Genomic DNA, 20,324 nt, shown 5'->3' on the forward strand with positions numbered 1-20,324 from the left:
TAGTAGACAAGAAGTTAATCTGGTTTGTCGCAGGCAGGTCGCGGTTGACAGAGTCTGTCAGCGCCTTGGCAGTGGTCCCACCCACAAAGAATGCCAGAATCCCCATCGAATAGCTATAAGGAGTCATAAGGAAAGTTTCAATGTCCTTAGACCAGTGGAAGCCCCAAGCATTTGGCACATAGGCAATCAAGATAAAGATAGATGAGAAGAGGATGACTGGCATACCAGCGATAAAGCCATCCCGAATAGCACGGAGATAGATATTCCGAGAAATCTTCTCAAAGAAAGGCTTCCCTTTCTCAATAAGTCCGATGAGTTTGTTCATTATTTTACTCCTCTTTTGTATAGTTCAATCAAATGGTGCATCATGTCTTTTAGCAAAATAGTAGTCATTAAGTGATCTTGACCGTGCATCATGGTCACACTGTAAGCCAAGTCCTCACCAGCCGCTTCTTTTGTCAAAAGACTGGTCTGAGCATGGTGTGCTTCGGCGATACAGCCATTGGCTTCTTCTACCAAGGCGTCTGCCTTAGCAAAATCCCCAGCCTCTGCAGCTTTCAATGCTTCCAGGAGCTTGGAGCGAGCGTCACCAGCATAGGCCACAATTTCAAAACCGAGCAATGTTACTTCTTCTCTATTCATGAGAGTTCCTCCTTGTATTCTTGTGTAAAATTTTATTATTATTTGCTATTATAAAAGGCGTTGAATATGCAGCACCAGGTAAACCCGTTCGCTGCGGTAGAGATCAGTTCCCGTCTTCTGGGCAATGATGTGGTAAATATCGCTTCCGACCTGATAGGCTTGAGGGTAGGTCATCTGGATCTGACTTTCCATTTCCAGCAGGGAAACATTGTCATCACGGCTTCTGTCCAGATAGTCTAAAAAGTAGTTCAGGTGAATCATAAAACGGTCATAAAAATTGCTGTTTTCTGCACTTCTTTTAATGCCATTTTTCTTCAGCTCTGCTTCAACTGCAGCCAGAATATCTTTTCGCTTGCCCAAGTGACTTTGCCCCTCGGGATTAGTCTCCCCTTCAGCATTGATAAAGTGATAGGCAATGCGATTGACCTCGTCGCTAGGGAAATGATCCAACAACCGCTCGCGGTATATCGCTACCGCTTCCTGAGCAATCTGATAAGGGACAGGGTATTTGTCCGAAGCATCTGGCAGGTCACTCTCCTTGTACCGCCCCTGCTGCAGAGCCTGATAAGAACAGTAGATGTGATCCGTCAGCGTGACATAGATATACTCCTGGACAGGGTAATCATACTTCTTAGAAAGGGTGTCAATCACATCATAGGTTACTGTGATAAAGTCTAGTGGAACATCTTTGAGCAAGGCCACAAAGTTTTCTTTAGACTCTTCCGTTCTTAGGCGAAAGATTTTCTCAATCTTACTTTCCAGAACGATGTCACCCTTCTTTTTATTAAAAGCTATGCCACTGCCAATCAGAACAACCTCTTCACCGTTTTCATGTTTGGCTAGAGCAACATTGTTGTTCATAGGATGTATGATTCGATACATATCTCCTCCTCTTCATTTTCTAGGGTTCTGGCAAAACAAAAAGACCACAAACAAACCGAGGCTAGTTCTTCCCTCAATTTATTTGCGGTCACGCCTAATCCAACTTAGTAACGCTCACCCTATTCAATTTCTGATTTCATTATAGCATATCAGTCGCAGAATGTAAACCCTTACTTTATTTATTTTTTAACAAATTTTAGACTCTTTCTTTCCAAGAGGTAGCTGTTTTTTGAAGAACCTTGTTGAGCTCATCAATATTTTCAAATCCTGTTGTACGAAGCCACTTGCGAGCTGCTTCTTCGCCTTGCTCAATATAGTCTTTGACACTGCCAGCCCAAGTCGCACGTCCACAAAGAACGCCGTTGAAGTTAGCACCTGACTCATGAGCGAACACAAGTGTTTCTTGGAAGAGTTTCGCTGATACACCCGCACTCAAGTAGATGTATGGCAGGTTCGTTGCCTCATCCTGTTCCTTGAAGAAGGCTGCAGCTTGTTCTTTAGTATGCACCACTTCACCATCGCCAAAGCCTTCAACGTATTTAACGTTGACTGGAACTTCCACTTTCAAGACATCAATGTTGAAACGTGGATCTGAGAAGACCTTCATAGCTCCGATAACCTTGTGAGGTTTCACTTTAGCGTACTCAGCGCTGGAAGCATCCGCAATCTTTTCATCGTAAGCCAAGATTTCAAGGAAGAAAGGAATATCTTCTGCCACACACTCTGAACCTACACGCTCGATATAAGCCTGCTTTTGCTGGTTAAGTTCTTCAGAGCTATCTACATCGTAGTAAAGAAGGAATTTCACTGCATCTGCACCTTGTTCTTTGATGCGTTTTGCAGACCAAACATCCAGACAGTCAGGCAAGCGCTTGGTGCTAGAAGTATCGTAGCCTGTCTTTTCATAGGCCAATAACAGGCCAGCATTTTTGTCCAGAGCTTTAGTAGCAGGCAGGCCATACTCAGGATCCAGCAGCATAGACGAAGCGTAAGGAGTCAGTTCTTCTGCAACCAAAACTTTCAGTTCTTCCATTTGAGCTACTGTTGGTTCTGCTTCCTGGTGTTGAGCCATGAGGCGTTTCAAAGCACCGCGTTGGTCAAATGCCAAGGCAGAAATGATGCCATTCTCATCAGAAAGTTTTTCCATGTACTTGCGTTTTTGTTCTGTTAATACCATTCTTTATACCTCTTTTACTGTAATTTGATTATATAAATTATCATAATTGTAAACATTGACATGACCAGTCATTTTTTCTTGGGCATTGAGCATGCCCAGAACATTTGCTTTCTTCAATAAGGAAGCATCATCTAAGCGAAGACTCAGAGCCGAAGAAATCCCTGCAACAGTTGAGTCGCCGGATCCAACTGGATTAACCACTTGGATTTTAGGGATATCTACTTTATAGAAAGTGTCCCAGTGTTTGGCAAAAGCGCCATCTGCACCGAGTGATACGATGATCCACTCGATTCCTTCAAATAGCGGTTCTGAAAGGACAGCTTTTAATTCATCCAAATCTTTGGAAACCTCGCGACCCAACAACTGAGAAAGTTCCTCATTATTAGGCTTGATGGCAGTTGGTTTGACATCTGATTTAAGCACAGCTTCCAGAGCTGCCCCAGAGCAATCCAGCACCACCTTATTGCCAGCTTGATTAGCAATTTCAACCAATTGAATATAATATTCAACTGGTAAACCCGCTGGCAGACTGCCCGAGATACTAACTACCTCAGCTGATTCCATTAATGATTTAAAATGATGTAAAAAACCATTTGCCTCATCCGCTGTAATAGTCGGACCGGCTTCTAGGATTTCTGTTTGCTTGCCTTCGTGTAAGATAGCAATACAGTTTCTCGTATCTCCTGAAATATTATAAAATAATGGCCGCACAGTTTGATGAAGATTCTGCAAGAGAAACTCACCATTTGTCCCACCAATCAGTCCCGTCGCAGCGACATTGTCTCCAATTTCCGCCAAGACCCTGGTTACGTTGAGACCCTTGCCCCCCGCTGTTTTACTGACTTCTGCAACACGATTAACAGTATCTATTTTCAATTCTTCTAAGGGATAGGAAATATCAATAGAAGGATTCATGGTCACTGTAAGAATCATCTAGCTACCTCTCTAATCGTGGTACTCTCCACGATCCCATTTTTCAAGGAATTCTGTAAAGAAGTTTGCATCCGCTTGATGAGCATTGTGAGTTTCAACGTGCTCAATTTTCGCAATCAATTTTTTGTTTTCTTCAGTAGGCTTGTACTCCGCATGGATGAAAGCTTCGATGATGTCACACATGAGGAGCTCACCAGTGATTTTTCCACCAAAACCGATAACATTAGCATTGAGCTCTTCCTTAGCATAGAGAGCCGAGGTCATATCGCGCACCAGAGCTGAGCGGATGCCAGGAACTTTATTTACAGCGTTGTTAATGCCAACACCAGTACCGCAAATACAGATTCCCAAATCCGCCTTGCCACTTGCCACTGCTTCTCCTACCTTTTTTCCGTAGATAGGGTAGTGGGTCCTCACATGGTCATAAGTTCCGTAGTCCAGTACTTCGTAGCCTTTTGATTTCAAGAAATCTACGACTGCCATTTTTTCATTGGTAACGATATGGTCACATCCAATTGCAATTTTCATTTGATTTCTCCTTTTCTTAGCACATCTTGTTGAGCATGTCGACACGGATTTGGTGGCGGCCGCCGTCGTATTTACCATTGACAAAGCCTTTGGCAATGTTCTTAGCCAGCCCTTCACCAACGATTTCAGCTCCCATCGTAATCATGCGAGAGTTGTTATGGCCGCGAGTCATGTAGGCAGAGCGTTCATCTGAGACTTCCGCCGCTACCATGCCTTTGATTTTGGTCGCTACCATAAATGGACCAGCACCATAAGCGTCAATGACAATACCAAGATTTTCCTCTTGTTTATTCACCTCAGCCGCAACTGCAAGGGTCACATCAACAAAATCCTGACCTTCTTTCGTCACATCCACCACTTCAAAGTTTTCTTCGACGAGAAAATCCTTGACCACATCTTTTAGATTGCTTCCAGCAGCATCTGCTCCAATAATAATTGCCATGAGCATTCTCCTTTGTTTGATTTTTTTGCACAGAATATTGTTTATAAAAAACACTTTCTGTTTCCTATAAGCATACTATACTCCTTTAAAAGTTATTTGTCAACTGGTTTTTGTTTGTTTTAATCAAAATATTTTTGAAAATGATTAAAATAAACAAAAAAGCCCTAAAAAGAGCTTTCTGATAATTTTTTCATCCATTTAAAATAAACTAGGAAATAATCTTGGTATAAACCTCCAGTTCTTCTTGAGCATTTTCAGACATCTGGTCTGTGATAACAGCTGTAATTTCTGATAAAGGACAAATAGAGGTAAAATCCTCTTTTCCGACTTTTGACGAATCAATCAGTAGGTAGGTCTCTGTCGAGCGCTCCAAAGCTAGCTTCTGAGTATAGGCCTCTTCAAAGGAAGAGGTCATAATCTGCCCGTTTTTGATACCATTACCACTGAAAAACATCTTAGTAAAGTACATCTTATCCATGATAGCATTGGTCATCTCGCCGACAAAGGCTTGAGTCGCTTCCCGCATCTCCCCACCAAGTAGAAAGACTTTGAAGGTATCCGACTTCTTCTTCAAAAGATCGTGAAAAATCGGAAGGCAGTTGGTAATCACGCGCAGATGCTGATTGGTGATTTCCTCAGCCAGCACTTCCACAGAAGTCCCCGGTCCAAGAAAAATAGTATCGCCATCTTCAATCAGCTCCTCAGCCTTCTTGGCCACAGTCCGCTTGGCCTCGATATTCTGATAAAGCTTCTCTTCATGAGGGATTTCTCTGTACTTGAGGTGCTGATTACTTTTGGCCCCACCGTGAACACGAGTCAGCAGCCCTTTACTTTCCAGCTCGATCAAGTCCCGCCGAACCGTCATGTCTGAGACCTTCATAGTCTCGACAATCTCAGCAACCGTCGCTGTCCCAGTTCGATCCACCAGCTTAACTATTTCATCCTGTCTCTGATTTTTACCCATACTATTCCCTCTCTACACTCTAGTTTTGTTTATTATAACTCATTTTTCTGTTTTTTTCCATATTATTTGTTTGTTTTAAACAAAAATGTGATATAAAAATCCGAGAACAACAACTGTTTTTGCTCTCGGATTTCTAATTTTTCCTACTGTTTATAGTAGTATTGTTCAGCAGGAACATTTCCGATATTCTGCCCAAAAACTAATCTCGGTCTACTACTATCAGATTGATCACCATACGGATTTCTAAAGCCTATTTTAAATAAAGCAATCATAGCTCCTGAATTCCCTGACCGAATGTTGAGTGTTGGAAACTTGAAATTGGAAATCGAATTTGGTGAGATACTCTCATTTCTGTTCGTTTTTCCATCTGCGGTTATAATTATCTCCAGACCTTCTCCGTTTTTCCAGACACCTGCTAAAGTCGCATAATCACCTTTCATAATGGCTTCAATGTCCAAATCTTGTTTCTCTACTGAGTCAGTAGTATATTTTTCCCACCACTTATCTTGATATTCTCTAAAACTAATTTGATTTGTTTGACCAAATATTATTCTTTTTTCTGAACTAATATCTCCATTTGGTCCCTCAATATTTTCTGGAACCAAAAACACTGAAATTTCTTTACCCTCTACAGCTATTTGGTTTACTCCAATAAAATATGCTTCATAATAATCTCCTATTTTTCTAGGCAGTTTATTCTCATTCAACTTATATTGCATATGAGAAGAGCCACTCCAAAAATTCCAATCATTGCCTTTTCCAGTAATTCTTGGGAATACACTGGTTCGATTTTGAAAATAATCTTCAGGCTTATAAGCATATAAAGTAAATCCTGAATCAGCTATTGATTGTTCCAAATCGTCATTGGAATAAACACCGTCAAATGAAGATAAGTTCCCCTTGAGTACTAAGTCCTGGTCTTTGGCATTATCTGATTTAAAGAAATCGTTTTGATTAGAAAATATCATTTCATGCTTTAAATCACCATCAGATAAAGTAACTGTAACGAGTTTATCTTTGTCATCAAATACTTCAATAGTGATCTTAAAACTATCATAACCATCAGATTTTTTCATTTTGCTAGTAGAAGTTTTTTTCTTTCCCTCTTCTTTCCAACTAGTCTCAAAAATACCAGAAACCTTACCATCGGAGGTTTGATAGTCTATTTTCCACTTATGATCAAGGGAACTAATTACAGCTTTACTGCCAGTATTAGAAATATACTCCCCTGTAATATCAACTTTATACGAACTATATATATGTTCACTAACTTCTTTAGTATTTTTCGAACTATATTGCTTATAGACAAAAAAACAAACTAAGCCTAGGATAGTTATACAAATAATAGAACCCCAAAATATAAATTTCTGTTTTTTAACTCTATTTGTTCCCCTGTAACCTTTTCTCATATTTCTCTCCGATTCATTTAATAATTTTTAACTCCCTTACAAAACCAATGTTATTATAACTTTTTGGATTAGAATTGTAAATCCTTAAAATAAATATATGAGTTATTTCTAAACAGAAAATACTAATAAATCCCCCAGCAGGAGGCTGCTGGGGGATTGTCATTAGATAAAAGATTGCTATCCAATCAAACTTCCATTTGGGACATTTTCGTCCACAGTAAGGAGAGTCAGTTGGTCGCCGTGCTCGGCTGATAGAATCATCCCTTGGCTAACATATTTTTTCATCATCTTACGTGGTTTGAGATTAGCTACGATTTGGACTTTCTTACCGACCAGTTCTTGCTCGTTTGGATAGTATTTAGCAATACCAGAGAGGATTTGGCGGTCCTCACCGTCTCCTGCATCCAAGCGGAATTGAAGAAGCTTATCTGAGCCTTCAACTTTAGACACCTCTTTGACTTCTGCAACACGGATTTCTACCTTATCAAAGTCATCAAACTTGATTTCCTTGCGGTTAAGTTTGAGCTCGACTTCTTCTGGATTCCATTCTTTTTCAACCTCAGGTTTGTTGCCTTCCATTTGTCCCTTGATATAGGCAATTTCTTCTTCCATATCCAGACGTGGGAAGATTGGTGTTCCTTTCTCTACAACTATCAAGCCTGCTGGGAGCTGATCAATTGCTAGGTTTTCCAGCGAAGCTGCTTGAGGCAAGCCAAGTTGGCTGAGGACAGCCTTACTCGTTTCCATCATGAAAGGCTCAATCATGTGTGCCACAACACGAAGGCTCGCTGACAAGTGGCTCATGACTGCTGCCAGTTCTTTGACCTTGGAATCATTCTTAGCCAGAACCCAAGGAGCGGTTTCATCAATGTATTTATTGGTGCGGGAGATGAGCGTCCAGACTGCTTCCAGAGCACGTGGGTAGTCAACTGCATCCATGTGTTTGTAGTAGTCAGTGATGGATTGGGCTGCCACCTGAGCCAGAGCTCCGTCAAAATCCGTCACATTTTCTTCATAGGCTGGCACTTGACCGTCAAAGTACTTGTTAATCATAGAAACCGTACGGTTGAGCAGGTTCCCAAGGTCATTGGCCAATTCATAGTTGATCCGACCTATATAGTCCTCAGGAGTGAAGGTTCCGTCTGAACCAACAGGAAGACTGCGCATAAGGTAATAACGCAATGCATCCAAACCATAGCGTTCTACCAGCATTTCGGGATAGACCACATTGCCCTTAGACTTGGACATCTTGCCATCCTTCATGACAAACCAGCCGTGAGCAATCAAGCGGTCGGGCAGCTTAATATCCAGCATCATGAGCAGGATTGGCCAGTAGATAGAGTGGAAACGCAGAATGTCCTTGCCCACCATGTGGAAGACTGTTCCATTCCAGAATTTATCGTAGTTAGCATGATCATCCTGATCGTATCCAAGGGCTGTCGCATAGTTGAGCAGGGCATCAATCCAGACATAAATTACGTGTTTAGGATTAGATGGCACAGGCACGCCCCAAGTAAAGGTCGTCCGAGATACGGCCAAGTCTTCCAGACCTGGCTCAATGAAGTTTTTCAGCATTTCATTGAGACGTCCGTCTGGTGTGATAAAGTCTGGATGAGATTTAAAAAATTCTACCAAGCGGTCTTGGTACTTGCTAAGGCGCAGGAAGTAAGACTCTTCTGATACCCACTCCACTTCATGTCCAGATGGCGCAATTCCGCCGGTTACCTTTCCATTTTCATCACGGAAGACTTCTGCCAGCTGGCTTTCGGTAAAAAATTCCTCATCTGATACAGAATACCAGCCTGAATATTCACCCAAGTAGATATCATCTTGAGCTAAGAGTCGTTCAAAGACATCTGCTACAACTTTTTCATGGTAGTCATCGGTCGTCCGGATAAATTTATCATAAGAAATATCCAGCAGTTTCCAGAGTTCCTTGACCCCAACCGCCATACCATCTACATAAGCTTGAGGACTGATACCAGCTTCTTCAGCTTTTTGCTGAATCTTCTGTCCATGCTCATCAAGGCCAGTCAGATAGAAAACATCGTAGCCAATGAGACGCTTGTAGCGAGCCAGAACATCACAGGCAATAGTTGTATAGGCAGACCCGATATGGAGTTTACCACTCGGATAGTAGATAGGGGTTGTAATATAAAAGTTCTTTTCAGACATGATTTCTCCTTAGGAGGCAAATGAGACCTCTTTTTATTCGGAAATTGCCATTTATCACGCAGATAAACCGCAAACTTCAACACTTTATTTTATCACCATTTGAAAAATAAAACAATGGATTGCCAACTTAGATGTATCTGCTCAGCGAGGGTGCAGAGGAATGTACCACTAAAAACAAAAATTAAATTGCAATATTTAGTGATTTATAATATAATAAGATAAATAAATTATTTAGGAGATTATTATGATTTATGCATATCTTGATTTTTGGCGGAGAGCTTTTGACTTCGCCGGCCGGTCAGATCGCCCAGATTATTGGTGGGCTATATTTGCCAATATGTTGATAACTATCTTATCTTTAATTTTCTTACTTACGGTTGGAGAGGATGCGGCTCCTCTTCTATCGCTAATTCAGATTTATGGTTTCTTTACTATCATTCCTAATCTATCTCTGTCCATTCGCCGTCTGAGAGATGCTGGTTACCATTGGGCTTTTATCTTCGTGTCTTTTATTCCAGTTATTGGTAATTTCATTCTACTCTTCTTCCTCTGTCAACCCTCAGAATACTAAAAAATCAAGTTTCATCACTTTATAATGGTAGGACCAATCCAAACGGGTTGGTTTTTATCTTGCAATATTATATTAAATACCTAGTATTTTCTGAAAACTTGCAATCATAGGGCAAATATAGTACACTAAATAAAAAATAATAAAAGGAATTTTAATATGATTGATGCATATAAAAAGTTTTGGAAGGGCTATTTTGACTTCACCGGTCGCTCAACTCGCCCAGATTTTTGGTGGCCCATTCTCTGCCATTTTTTAGTAATGATTCTAATACTTTGCATTGCTCTTGTGATTGAAACAGTTTTGAACTCTGAGACTGGGGGAGCCTTATCTAGCACCTTAGCAGGTCTAATGGTGGTCTATTTTATTGCAATTCTTCTTCCCTCTCTCGCTATTCAAGTCCGTCGCTTGCGGGATGGTGGCTATCATTGGGCACTTATCTTATTGTACTTGGTCCCATTGGTGGGTCGTTTAATTCTGTTGGTGTTTTATTGCCAGCCTACTAAATATGAACCTGCTGTTAATAATTTCTATAACAATCAGAATTATCAAGAACAACAATTTGGCCAAAATTCTTATCAAAACCAGCAAAGTTATCAAGGGCAGCAATTTGGTCAGAACTCCTATCAAAATCAGCCTAATCCTCAACAAAACTTTGCATCACCTGAAAACGAGCAAAGTCCATTTGAATAAAGCAAAAGCCATTCCGCTTCTGGAATGGCTTTCTCTTTGCAAAATTTTCTCAATAGGTCACAACATTCAAGTTGCCACTTTCATACTCAGCGATGAAGATATTAGAAATATCAGTGTAACCGTCTTTAGCCAGTCTCTCCACCAGCCAGTCTTCTGTTTTATCAATAGACTCCAAAATATCAATTTGGACAACACCATCTGTGATAAGGGGATATTTAGGATTCTCTTCACCAGCCTGTACAATAATCAGCTGGCCGTTTTGCTCTATAACCGCCCGTTTGACCTGCTTGAGCTGGAAAATACCTTGGCTGCGCAGCTTCAAAGCTACATCTGCTGCTGAAAGACCAACAGAACGGCAGGCTTCGGGAATCAATTTCCCATGCTGAATCAACGTTGTCGGCTTGCCATCAATCAGATGCTTAACCGCACGGACATTATTATTGAGCCACTTTAGGGTCAAGACCAAGATAGTCCACATAATGAGAATGACTGCATACTTAAGAATGTTAATGGAGCTATTATAAATCACCCCACCGATAATGCCACCAAGGACATAGTTTTGAATCTGGTCGATCGCTGAATTTGGCGCCAGATTGCCTTTTCCGGTCACATTGATAACAAAAACCAGTGAGAAAAGTCCCAGTGCTAGCTTAATTAGGATTTCAAGAAAATTCAATGTCATTTTTCAACCTTCACTATTTCGATATCTGTCGTCTTATGCAAGTCAATTTTTTCAAGCAGATATTTATCCGGCTCACTACCGCTCATAGCCCGATAAAAGTTCTTTCCAACCTTCAAAATCGCTCCATCCGTCGCAGCTGAAGTATTGACATAGACCTCCGACTTATCCACGCCCAAGTCTTCTGAAATAACCTCAATGAAATGCAGAGAGGTTTGAAACTGGTTGTTAGAGGCTTGGTCAGTCTGAAAATTGCTAATGCCAATCAAGACCATAGCCACCAAGGCCAAAACAGAGATGATGGCTAGTTCCCGAAATTTTGAATCACGATTATTGCGATAGGCCTTAAAAGCAAAAAATCCTGTCACAAGCAGCAGCAAGACAGAAAGCGCAACTGTCACCCAGTTTTGCTGACTAATCTGACTCAAAACATAATCATAAGAATAGAACTTCATGGTGTCTTCCCCCTATTTTTCTAGAAACATTATAGAAAAATTTTCATTATTTTTCAAGCTTTCTTACAATCACTTTGCTATAAATCAGTTCTAAATTTTGTTATAATAAACTCAGTAAATTTTACTAGAAAAGGAAATTTTATGAAACTCATCTCTTGGAACATTGACTCTCTCAACGCTGCATTGACCAGTGATTCTGCCCGTGCTCAGCTTTCTCAGGCTGTTCTTCAGACGCTTCAGGCAGAAAAGGCGGATATTATCGCCATTCAGGAAACAAAACTAGCTTCGACAGGTCCGACAAAAAAACACTTGGAGATTTTGACAAATCTTTTCCCAGACTATGAAAACACTTGGCGCTCCTCCCAAGAGCCGGCCCGCAAGGGCTATGCAGGAACCATGTTCCTCTACAAAAAAGAACTGACGCCAACCATAACTTTCCCAGAAATCGGCGCTCCATCAACCATGGATGTCGAAGGTCGCATCATTACGCTGGAATTTGACAACTTCTTCGTCACTCAGGTCTATACGCCTAATGCTGGTGACGGCCTCAAACGCTTGGATGAGCGTCAAGTCTGGGATGCCAAATACGCTGAATACTTGGCAACACTAGATAAACAAAAACCAGTCCTCGCTACTGGCGACTACAATGTGGCCCACAAGGAAATTGACTTGGCCAATCCAGCCAGCAACCGCCGTTCACCAGGCTTTACCGACGAAGAACGTGCTGGCTTCACCAACTTGCTGGCTAAAGGCTTCACCGACACCTTCCGCCACTTGCACGGTGATATTCCTAACCAATACACTTGGTGGGCGCAACGCAGCAAGACTTCTAAAATCAACAATACAGGCTGGAGAATCGACTACTGGCTGACAAGCAACCGCGTGGCTGACAAGGTGACCAAGTCTGATATGATTGACTCCGGTGCGCGCCAAGACCACACACCCATTGTCATGGAGATTGAACTCTAAGGAGAAAACGAATGGACTATCAAGCTGTCATTCCTGAATTTGTAGTATCTGACATCGAAAAATCACGCCACTTCTACTGCGACCTGCTAGGATTCTCTGTCGAATACGAGCGTCCAGAGGAGAAATTTCTCTTCCTCTCGCTTGAAGACTGCCAACTTATGCTAGAAGAAGGCAGCACAGAAGAATTAGCCCAACTAACCTATCCTTTCGGGCGCGGTGTCAATATTTCCTTTGGCATTGAAGATGTCCCTCAGCTCCACCAAAAACTGCTGGAAGCTGACTATCCCATCCATCGTCCCCTGACAAAAAGAGAATTTCGAGTGGGAGATAACTTTATCTATCCTCATGAGTTTGCAATTTTGGATCCAGATGGTTATTTTTTAAGATTTAGTGAATAAGAAAGCGAAGTCATTTGACCTCGCTTTTTAAATGTCTTTAAAGTTATAGAGCTGCTGATAGTGATCGCACTCGGGTTTTTTAGGATGACAGATGGCACGGCCAAAGTAAATCATGGCCTGATGAGCTGGCAACCAACGTTCCGGTGGAAGGACATCCATGACCCTCTTTTCTACCTCCAGTGGAGTTGCCGATTTTTTTACGATATCATGGTGCTTGCAGATGCGCTCCACATGAGTATCGACAGCAAAGGCTGGAATACCAAAGCCCACACTCATGACTACATTAGCCGTCTTGCGACCAACACCAGCTAGACTTTCCAATTCTGCCCGCGTTTGTGGTACTTGGCCATCAAAGTCGTCTAAAAGCTGCTGGGCGCATTTCTTCAAAAACTTGGCCTTGTTGCGATAGAGCCCTAGGCGAGAAATATATTTAGCAATGTCAGCTTCACCAGCCGCAGCCATGTCTTGAGGACTTGGATAGGCTTCAAATAAAGCCGGTGTTGCCTTATTGACCGCAGCATCTGTCGTCTGCGCCGACAGCATGACCGCTACCAAAAGCTCAAAGTGATTGCGAAAATCCAAACTGGGCTTAGCGTCAGGGAAAAGAGCAATAATCTCTTCAATCACATAACGAGCCCGTTTTTTTGATAAAACCATGATTCTTCTTTCTAAGATTGAGATAGATTTATTATATCATGAAAGGAAGAAGCATCCAAAAAACATGATTGAGAATGCAGCTATTCTTAATACTTTACAAACCTAACTCTTTATACGCTTTCCGGTAGCCAATCTGCAAGATTCGGTTGTCTCGAACCAGAAGCGGTCGTTTAATCAGCATGCCGTCTGTAGCCAGTAAATCTGCAGCTTCCTGAGCAGACAAATGCGGAACTTTTTCTTTTAGACCCAGTTCACGGTATTTGAGACCGCTAGTATTGAAAAAGGCCTTGAGCTCAAAGTCCGAGTTCTGGATCCAGTCTAGGAGCTGGTCCCGGCTAGGTGTATTTTGGACAATATCCACCGCTTCAAAGTCCACTCCTAATTGATTGAGCTCAGACTTGGCCTTGCGGCAGGTAGAGCATTTTGGATATTCGATAAATTGTAACATTGTTTTTCCTCCGTCCCTATGATAGCCCAGCTAGCTCCTTCTTGTCAAGCCGAGACCCATTAGAAAAAGCCGACAAGCAAAAGGCTTATCGGCTGGTACAGAAGCATTCCATAAAGAAACACCTCTATTTTTCGATTATTTTTTAATTAAACGCACGCGCACAATATTGTCGCTATTCTCAAATTTATCAACCAGCTCCTGAATCTTGCTTTCGTCCGACTCATCCAGATCCAACAAAGTATAGGCATAATCGCCTTTGGAACGATTGATGATATTGTCAATATTGATATTCAAATCACTGACCGCTGTTGAAATCCGAGCCACAATATTCGGTACATTTTTGTTAATCAGAGTAATCCGATAAGGCGCTGAGAGAGCCTGACGGACATTAGGGAAATTCACAGAGTTGATAATCTCCCCCGTTTCCATGAAGCGGCGAATGGTTTTCCCAGCCATAATGGCACAGTTTAGCTCAGCTTCTTCGGTCGAGCCGCCCAGATGCGGAAAGACAGTAATCTGCGGATGACGGAGCAGTTCTTCTACACCAAAGTCTGTGATATAACGCTTGATAACACCTGTTTCCAAGGCTTCAAAGAGGGCAGCATTGTCCACCAGCTCGCCACGGGCAAAGTTGATGAGGGTTGTTCCCTTTTGCATAAGACCAAAAGCAGCCTGATCAAAAGTAGCGCGTGTATCCTCAGTCAGGGGCACATGGATAGTGATATAATCACTCTTTTCAAAGATTTCCTTAATGTCTGCTACCCGCTTGACATGGCTAGAGATATTCCAAGCTGTTTCAATGGATACATAAGGATCATAGCCAAGGACGTTCATCCCCAGACGATAGGCATCGTTGGCAATACGGCCGCCGATAGCTCCCAGACCAATGACTCCCAAAGTCTTGTCTGAAATCTCTGTCCCAGCAAACTGCTTCTTACCAGCTTCCACTTGCTTGGGAACATCATCACCAGAAAGACCATTAGCCCAGCTGTTAGCTGCGATATAGTCACGCGCAGAAAGGAGAATGGAAGCCAAGACCGCTTCTTTCACTGCATTGGCATTAGCTCCTGGCGTATTGAAGACTACAATCCCCTGAGCCGTTGCCTGGTCGACAGGAATATTATTGGTTCCTGCCCCCGCTCGCGCAATGGCTTTGAGCTTGCTTGGAAATTCCTGTCCATGCAGGTTTTGACTGCGCAGGATATAAGCATCTGGATTGTCCGACTTGTCTCCGTCAATCTGAAAAGCATTGCCCAGCTCCTTGAGCCCGATTTGATTGATATTGTTAAAGGTTTTGACACTAAAGACCATAGTTTCCCTCTCTTAAGAATTTTCTTCTTCAAATTTCTGCATAAAGGCAATCAAGTCCTTGACACCTTGGAGCGGAAAGGCATTGTAAAGACTAGCTCTCATGCCGCCTACACTGCGGTGCCCCTTGATATTCTTAAATCCTACTGCAGCAGCCTCTTTGTTAAATTTAGCGTCCAGCTCTGGGCTAGGAGACACAAAGGGAATATTGGCTACTGATCTCTGCTCCTTGTAACGGACTGGACTGCGATAAAAATCTGACTGCTCAATGAAGTCGTACAAAAGGCCAGATTTTTCACGATTGCGCTTTTCCATTTCTGCTACGCCACCCAGCTCCTTGACCCACTCAAAGACCAGCTTAGCCATATAGATGGCGAAAGTCGGTGGTGTATTGTAAAGAGAGCCATTCTCCGCCTGAATGCGGTAATCCAACATGCTAGATAGAACTGGCTCATCATCCAGCAAGTCTTCTCGGATGATAACAACTGTCACGCCTGCAGGTCCGATATTTTTCTGAGCCCCAGCATAAATCAAACCAAAATCCTCCACTCGGTACTGAGCAGCCAGGATATTAGAAGACATGTCCGCCACAATCGGCACGCCATTGGTTGCTGGCAGATCATAAATAGCCGTTCCTTCGATAGTATTATTGGTTGTCAGATGCACATAAGCCGCCTGCGGATCAAGCTCCTTTTCATCAAAAGAAGGAATTTCTGTGTAATTTAAATCCTCTGATGAAGCTAAAAGAATAGGCTCAAAGGGAATGAACTTGGACAGCTTGACAGCTTCAGTATAGGCCTTCTTACCCCAAGAACCAGCCACTAGGTAATAGGCCTTGCCGCCTTGTGCTAGATTAAGGGGAATCATGCTAAACTGGGTAGAAGCCCCACCCTGCAGAAATAGCACGCGGTAATTGTCCGGAATATCCATGAGCTCACGCAGCAAGCTCTCAGCTTCTTTGATAATATCGTCAAATTCCTTGGATCGGTGGGACAGCTCCATCACACTCATGCCACTTTGGGCATAGTCTAAAAACTCAGCCTGAGCTTTTTTCAAGACTTCCTTGGGCAATACTGCCGGTCCAGCAGAAAAATTGTAAATCGTCATATCCTACCTCCAAAATTTATTTTGTATATCATATCACAAAGTTTAGAAAATATCTATTTTATTTCAGAAATCAAGCACTTTTTTAGCCAATTCCCGAACATTGTTGAAATATAGATAAGCAAAACCAACTGTCTAATCCAGATAACAAAAAAATCCTGATTTTAAGTCAGGATTACTAAGTCTGAAGACATAGAAAAATTAAAGATTTAATTTCTATGGAAAGTGTTCAATCAATTTTCATAACTTCCTATATCTTCCTCTTCCAATAAATTCTATCATCCCTTTATCTCTTAGCAATTGCAATTGTTGGCGAATCTTGTCCTTAATATGATGGTTGTTAGGGAAAATGAGTTTTAAGCTTTCTTCAAAAGAATACATTTCTTCAAGCGTAAACTCTCTCTCCTTGATTTTATCCAAGCATTTGAGAATCTCCAGTAACCACCCCCTGGTAGCAAAAGATTGCTTTCTAAGAAATAAAGTCTCTCTAAATTCTTTATGAACGAGTTCAGGCTCCCTAACCTGACCATTTTTAACTAGAAATATTCTTCCCTTTGACGACACTTGTGACAAATCGATATTGCAGCCTACCCAACCCGCTCGTCTTGCCGTCGGACCAAGTGGCTTCCTTTTAATTATAGTTTCAACTGTTATAAATTGCTTGGGAAGGACTATAAAATTTTGAACTTCATAAGTTTCCGAATAGGTCAAAAAGAAAAAGTTTGGATTATTATCTGCTTGTACTCTCTCAACCATAGTTGCATAAGCACCGTCATTGATAATGGAAGAAAAATTTCCCTTCTTACTTTTTAGTTCAAATTCTTCTGAACAACTCTGGCAAAAGAAGTCTGAAACAGGGCGATTATTTTCAAAGTGTTTCAAAGGGGTTTTACCACAATTTGGGCAATAGCTATGACGAGCAACCCAATCTTCTGTCAAAACACGAGCCTTTTGACTGTTGCTTTTATAATTTTTAATTAAAGCTAAGTTAAACTGTAATTGCATAAGAACCTCTAAGTACGATAAACATCAACAACCTACTATAAAAATTTGACAGCAGGGAGCATGATTAAACACATTTTTAAAGTCTTCAACTTTCTCTTTGTTCATGATAAACCGCATATAGCTCGCTCTTGTTCCTGCCGTATTTCTTGGCGACGTTCTTGATGGCATGATTTTTTTTGCTACCGGCTTCAACTAAAAGATCAATCTCAGCGAGTAATTGGTCCTGAGATATTTCTTGTGAAGCATTTTCTGCCGCCCCAGCTACAATCAAGAGACACTCTCCTTTAGGCGGATGTTCAGCTGTATAAGGCAACAATTCTGAAATTAGCCCTCGCTGATACTCTTCATGAATCTTAGTCAACTCGCGCACCAAGACGACTTGGCGGTCACCATAAACTGCCAGCATGTTTTCCAGCGTAGCCCGAACTCGATGAGGGGATTCGTAGAAAATCTGAGTCTCAGGATAGGATTTTTTGCTAGCGAAAAATTCCTTCTGCTGGCCAGCCTTTCTAGGTAGAAAACCATAGAAAATATGCGGTTGGGGAGCCAATCCGCTGGCAATCAAGGCTGTTATTCCAGCACTAGGACCAGGAATCGGCACTACAGTAATTCCAGCTTCTAGCGCTGCCTGAACCAATTCATGTCCAGGATCAGAAATACTGGGCAGACCAGCATCTGAAACCTGGGCTATATCACTTCCACTTTGAAGCATGTCCAAGAGAACTGGGATTTTCTCCTTGGCATTGTGCTCGTGAAAACTGATCTGCTTGGTCTCAATCCCAAAATGCTTAAGCAGCAGGCCTGTGTTTCTCGTATCTTCAGCCGCAATCCTGTCAACCTCTTTCAGGGTATTAACCATACGGATGCTCATATCATCCAGATTCCCGATAGGAGTCGCGACCAGATAAAGCTTGCCGTAGGCAGTTTCGCCCTTAAAACTTTTTTGAACCTGCATCACTACTCCCTAAATAATAATTCATCGCAGAACATGCACTCTGCGTCATTCTCCCGGCGCTGACCGTAGAAATCCGTGCAGACATGAAAGCCGTCATAGTAAAGCTTACGCAGATTATCCCGGTTTTTCTTGGTCTTGGTCGGAGCTTCCTTCTCCACCTCTCCCAAGCGCTCCCTCAGCTTGTCATTTTCCAGATGCAGAGCAATATTTTCCTCTACCACACTCTTGAGATTTTTCTTGACAGCCTCCACCTCAGCAAGAGTCACTAAAAGCGTCTGTGAAAAATCATCTAAGGCGTCAAATAAGTCTTTTTTATCCATTTTATACTCCTGTGCTGCCTCTTTTTACTTCCCCTTCAAAGTCATATATTCTAAAGCGTTTTGAAAAGATACATTAGCCCGCCACATCTTCCGAGCCAGCAAAAGCTGCTCCAAGGCCTGTCGACCGCTTTCTGATGCTATTTCTTTATAAAATAACACTTCCAAGAGCTTGAAGACCTGTTCCTGCTTTTCCTTATCATCAGCCAGCTTTACCAGACGCGAAACCTGCAGAAATGCCTGACTGGGGCGAGTTTGAAAATCCTTGACAAAGCGCTCGCATTCGCTGACTAATTCAAAAAAGGCATTATTATGAGCTAAGCTTTCCGCTTCAGACTGAGTCTGACTATAAACAGCTAGTAGCTCCGCTCGACTTCTAATCAAGCCATCCTGTTCCAAACTGTGCTGCAAAGCAGCTGTATTTTTCAAGAAATGATAAACCTGAGTCCGACTCCGAATCGTCGGCAGAATCAGCTGTTCATCAGCAGTCAGGAGAAAAATATAAATCTCACTCTGCGGTTCCTCAATGACTTTGAGCAAGGAATTGGCTGCATTGACGTGCATCCGATCCGCATCGCAGATAATGAAAACCTGCCGACTGCCTTCTAAGCCACTCTGAGAGAAGTTTCGGACCAACTCCCGAACTCGGTCTGTTTTGATAATGTTATTAACCGGTCGCACCACCGTTACATCAGAAAAATCTTCTTCTGCAATCAAACGACAAGAACGACAGGACTGACAAGGCCAGACGCCTTTCTTATCCTCGCAAAAGAGACTCTGAGACAGGATTTGGGCCATTTCAAAACTGCCAAAAGCTCCGGTAAATAAGTAGGCGTGACTAAGCCGACCCTGTTCCAGAATATGCTGAAACTGCTCAAACAAGCTGGGCTGGCTCTGCTGTAAATCTTTTATCTTCATGACGGATTCCCAAATCGTTCCTGAATGATGGCCAAACTATCAGCCACTACCTTATCCAAAGGTTGGCTGGCATCTACCTTGACAAAGCGCTCAGGCTCCTTGTCAAGAATCGCCAAATAGCCCTGCCGAACCCGCTGGTGCAAGTCCAAACCTTCCAGATCAAGCCGATTCACCTCTCGGCTTTCACTCTTAGCAATCCGCGCCAGCCCTTCTTCCACATCAATATCAAAATAGAGGGTCAAATCAGGCTTGAGTCCATCTGTCGCAAACTGATTGAGCCATTCAATGTCTGCTACATCCAGACCCCGTCCGTATCCCTGATAGGCCACTGAACTATCAATAAAACGATCCATCAAGACAAGCTTCCCTTGCGTTAAAGCTGGCAAAACCCGTTCAGCCAAGTGCTGACGGCGGCTGGCAATGTACAGCAAAAGCTCAGTCTTAGCATCCATCGCAGTATGACTAGGTTCCAAAATCACTTCGCGGATAGCCTCAGCAATCTGGACGCCACCCGGCTCCCGCGTCGTAATCAGGCCAGTACCATAATTTTTCAAAAAAGGAAGCAAGGCTTCCAACACACTTGACTTTCCAGCCCCTTCTGGACCTTCCAGCGAAATCAAAATACCATTTTTCATCTTTACCTTGAATCTCTAACTTCTATTTTTCGTTCTTTATAAGAAAATGCAGATAAGACTTGC

Annotated in this window: 25 protein-coding genes; 4 read left to right on the forward strand and 21 right to left on the reverse strand. The window is 42.4% G+C overall.

Annotated features, from left to right (window positions below):
• The 10 genes from RWS24_RS07025 to metG all read right to left on the reverse strand — a co-directional run.
• Nucleotides 1-325, reverse strand: a 325-nt coding sequence (locus RWS24_RS07025) for a PTS transporter subunit EIIC (protein ID WP_314366342.1), incomplete at its 3' end; no start/stop codon positions are given.
• Nucleotides 325-642, reverse strand: coding sequence for a PTS lactose/cellobiose transporter subunit IIA (locus RWS24_RS07030; protein ID WP_002894735.1), 318 nt, complete (start codon nucleotides 640-642; stop codon nucleotides 325-327). The genes RWS24_RS07030 and RWS24_RS07025, both read right to left, overlap by 1 nt.
• A gap of 48 nt (nucleotides 643-690) precedes the next feature.
• The gene (locus RWS24_RS07035) at nucleotides 691-1,524 is read right to left on the reverse strand and encodes a PRD domain-containing protein (protein ID WP_227963820.1); all 834 of its coding nucleotides are present in this window, start codon (nucleotides 1,522-1,524) and stop codon (nucleotides 691-693) included.
• Between the two features lie 196 nt (nucleotides 1,525-1,720).
• Nucleotides 1,721-2,701, reverse strand: a complete 981-nt coding sequence (gene lacD / locus RWS24_RS07040; protein ID WP_002905075.1) for a tagatose-bisphosphate aldolase — start codon at nucleotides 2,699-2,701, stop codon at nucleotides 1,721-1,723.
• Nucleotides 2,702-2,704: 3 nt separating this feature from the next.
• Complete coding sequence (locus tag RWS24_RS07045; RefSeq protein ID WP_314366348.1) at nucleotides 2,705-3,634, reverse strand: tagatose-6-phosphate kinase; 930 nt, start codon at nucleotides 3,632-3,634, stop codon at nucleotides 2,705-2,707.
• A gap of 12 nt (nucleotides 3,635-3,646) precedes the next feature.
• Nucleotides 3,647-4,162, reverse strand: coding sequence for a galactose-6-phosphate isomerase subunit LacB (lacB, locus tag RWS24_RS07050; protein WP_101771656.1), 516 nt, complete (start codon nucleotides 4,160-4,162; stop codon nucleotides 3,647-3,649).
• Between the two features lie 16 nt (nucleotides 4,163-4,178).
• A complete protein-coding gene (gene lacA, locus RWS24_RS07055; protein WP_101771657.1) occupies nucleotides 4,179-4,604 on the reverse strand; it encodes a galactose-6-phosphate isomerase subunit LacA in 426 nt (141 codons plus the stop codon).
• Nucleotides 4,605-4,812: 208 nt separating this feature from the next.
• Nucleotides 4,813-5,568, reverse strand: coding sequence for a DeoR/GlpR family DNA-binding transcription regulator (locus RWS24_RS07060; RefSeq protein WP_314366352.1), 756 nt, complete (start codon nucleotides 5,566-5,568; stop codon nucleotides 4,813-4,815).
• Between the two features lie 143 nt (nucleotides 5,569-5,711).
• Nucleotides 5,712-6,977 carry a DUF6287 domain-containing protein gene (locus tag RWS24_RS07065; RefSeq protein WP_314366354.1) on the reverse strand — a complete coding sequence of 422 codons (1,266 nt, stop codon included), beginning with the start codon at nucleotides 6,975-6,977 and terminating at the stop codon, nucleotides 5,712-5,714.
• Between the two features lie 177 nt (nucleotides 6,978-7,154).
• Nucleotides 7,155-9,152: a methionine--tRNA ligase gene (gene metG / locus RWS24_RS07070; protein WP_314366356.1), complete on the reverse strand. Its 1,998-nt coding sequence runs from the start codon at nucleotides 9,150-9,152 to the stop codon at nucleotides 7,155-7,157.
• Nucleotides 9,153-9,396: 244 nt separating this feature from the next.
• Between metG and RWS24_RS07075 the strand changes: the two genes are divergently transcribed.
• Complete coding sequence (locus tag RWS24_RS07075) at nucleotides 9,397-9,723, forward strand: DUF805 domain-containing protein (protein WP_223313393.1); 327 nt, start codon at nucleotides 9,397-9,399, stop codon at nucleotides 9,721-9,723.
• 156 nt (nucleotides 9,724-9,879) lie between these two features.
• Complete coding sequence (locus RWS24_RS07080; RefSeq protein ID WP_314366359.1) at nucleotides 9,880-10,413, forward strand: DUF805 domain-containing protein; 534 nt, start codon at nucleotides 9,880-9,882, stop codon at nucleotides 10,411-10,413.
• Between the two features lie 49 nt (nucleotides 10,414-10,462).
• On the opposite strand, the gene RWS24_RS07085 is transcribed toward RWS24_RS07080, so the two are convergent.
• Both RWS24_RS07085 and RWS24_RS07090 read right to left on the reverse strand, forming a co-directional pair.
• Nucleotides 10,463-11,095, reverse strand: a complete 633-nt coding sequence (locus RWS24_RS07085) for a DUF421 domain-containing protein (protein ID WP_314366361.1) — start codon at nucleotides 11,093-11,095, stop codon at nucleotides 10,463-10,465.
• The gene (locus RWS24_RS07090) at nucleotides 11,092-11,547 is read right to left on the reverse strand and encodes a DUF3290 family protein (RefSeq protein ID WP_314366363.1); all 456 of its coding nucleotides are present in this window, start codon (nucleotides 11,545-11,547) and stop codon (nucleotides 11,092-11,094) included. Before RWS24_RS07090 ends, RWS24_RS07085 begins: the two co-directional genes overlap by 4 nt.
• 141 nt (nucleotides 11,548-11,688) lie before the next feature.
• Between RWS24_RS07090 and RWS24_RS07095 the strand changes: the two genes are divergently transcribed.
• Entirely contained in the window at nucleotides 11,689-12,516 is an 828-nt protein-coding gene (locus RWS24_RS07095) for an exodeoxyribonuclease III (protein ID WP_314366364.1), read from the forward strand.
• Nucleotides 12,517-12,527: 11 nt separating this feature from the next.
• Complete coding sequence (locus RWS24_RS07100; protein ID WP_314366366.1) at nucleotides 12,528-12,914, forward strand: VOC family protein; 387 nt, start codon at nucleotides 12,528-12,530, stop codon at nucleotides 12,912-12,914.
• A 27-nt stretch (nucleotides 12,915-12,941) separates the two neighbouring features.
• On the opposite strand, the gene nth is transcribed toward RWS24_RS07100, so the two are convergent.
• The 9 genes from nth to tmk form a co-directional block, all read right to left on the reverse strand.
• Nucleotides 12,942-13,571, reverse strand: a complete 630-nt coding sequence (gene nth / locus RWS24_RS07105; protein ID WP_314366368.1) for an endonuclease III — start codon at nucleotides 13,569-13,571, stop codon at nucleotides 12,942-12,944.
• Nucleotides 13,572-13,665: 94 nt separating this feature from the next.
• The gene (locus tag RWS24_RS07110; RefSeq protein ID WP_314366369.1) at nucleotides 13,666-14,019 is read right to left on the reverse strand and encodes an arsenate reductase family protein; all 354 of its coding nucleotides are present in this window, start codon (nucleotides 14,017-14,019) and stop codon (nucleotides 13,666-13,668) included.
• Nucleotides 14,020-14,154: 135 nt separating this feature from the next.
• Nucleotides 14,155-15,330: a 3-phosphoglycerate dehydrogenase family protein gene (locus RWS24_RS07115; protein ID WP_314366370.1), complete on the reverse strand. Its 1,176-nt coding sequence runs from the start codon at nucleotides 15,328-15,330 to the stop codon at nucleotides 14,155-14,157.
• Nucleotides 15,331-15,342: 12 nt separating this feature from the next.
• Nucleotides 15,343-16,434: a 3-phosphoserine/phosphohydroxythreonine transaminase gene (gene serC / locus RWS24_RS07120; RefSeq protein ID WP_314366373.1), complete on the reverse strand. Its 1,092-nt coding sequence runs from the start codon at nucleotides 16,432-16,434 to the stop codon at nucleotides 15,343-15,345.
• 237 nt (nucleotides 16,435-16,671) lie between these two features.
• On the reverse strand, nucleotides 16,672-17,436 hold the full coding sequence (locus tag RWS24_RS07125; protein ID WP_314366374.1) for a DpnI domain-containing protein: 765 nt from the start codon (nucleotides 17,434-17,436) through the stop codon (nucleotides 16,672-16,674).
• 85 nt (nucleotides 17,437-17,521) lie between these two features.
• Nucleotides 17,522-18,391 (reverse strand): 16S rRNA (cytidine(1402)-2'-O)-methyltransferase, encoded by an 870-nt coding sequence (rsmI, locus tag RWS24_RS07130; RefSeq protein WP_314366376.1) that lies wholly within the window; start codon nucleotides 18,389-18,391, stop codon nucleotides 17,522-17,524.
• A 2-nt stretch (nucleotides 18,392-18,393) separates the two neighbouring features.
• Nucleotides 18,394-18,711 carry a DNA replication initiation control protein YabA gene (yabA, locus tag RWS24_RS07135; protein ID WP_002894690.1) on the reverse strand — a complete coding sequence of 106 codons (318 nt, stop codon included), beginning with the start codon at nucleotides 18,709-18,711 and terminating at the stop codon, nucleotides 18,394-18,396.
• A 24-nt stretch (nucleotides 18,712-18,735) separates the two neighbouring features.
• Nucleotides 18,736-19,626, reverse strand: a complete 891-nt coding sequence (locus tag RWS24_RS07140; protein WP_314366378.1) for a DNA polymerase III subunit delta' — start codon at nucleotides 19,624-19,626, stop codon at nucleotides 18,736-18,738.
• Nucleotides 19,623-20,261, reverse strand: a complete 639-nt coding sequence (gene tmk / locus RWS24_RS07145) for a dTMP kinase (protein ID WP_048773035.1) — start codon at nucleotides 20,259-20,261, stop codon at nucleotides 19,623-19,625. Before tmk ends, RWS24_RS07140 begins: the two co-directional genes overlap by 4 nt.
• Nucleotides 20,262-20,324 lie beyond the last annotated feature (63 nt).

The organism is uncultured Streptococcus sp. (assembly GCF_963528215.1).
Lineage (GTDB): Bacteria > Bacillota > Bacilli > Lactobacillales > Streptococcaceae > Streptococcus.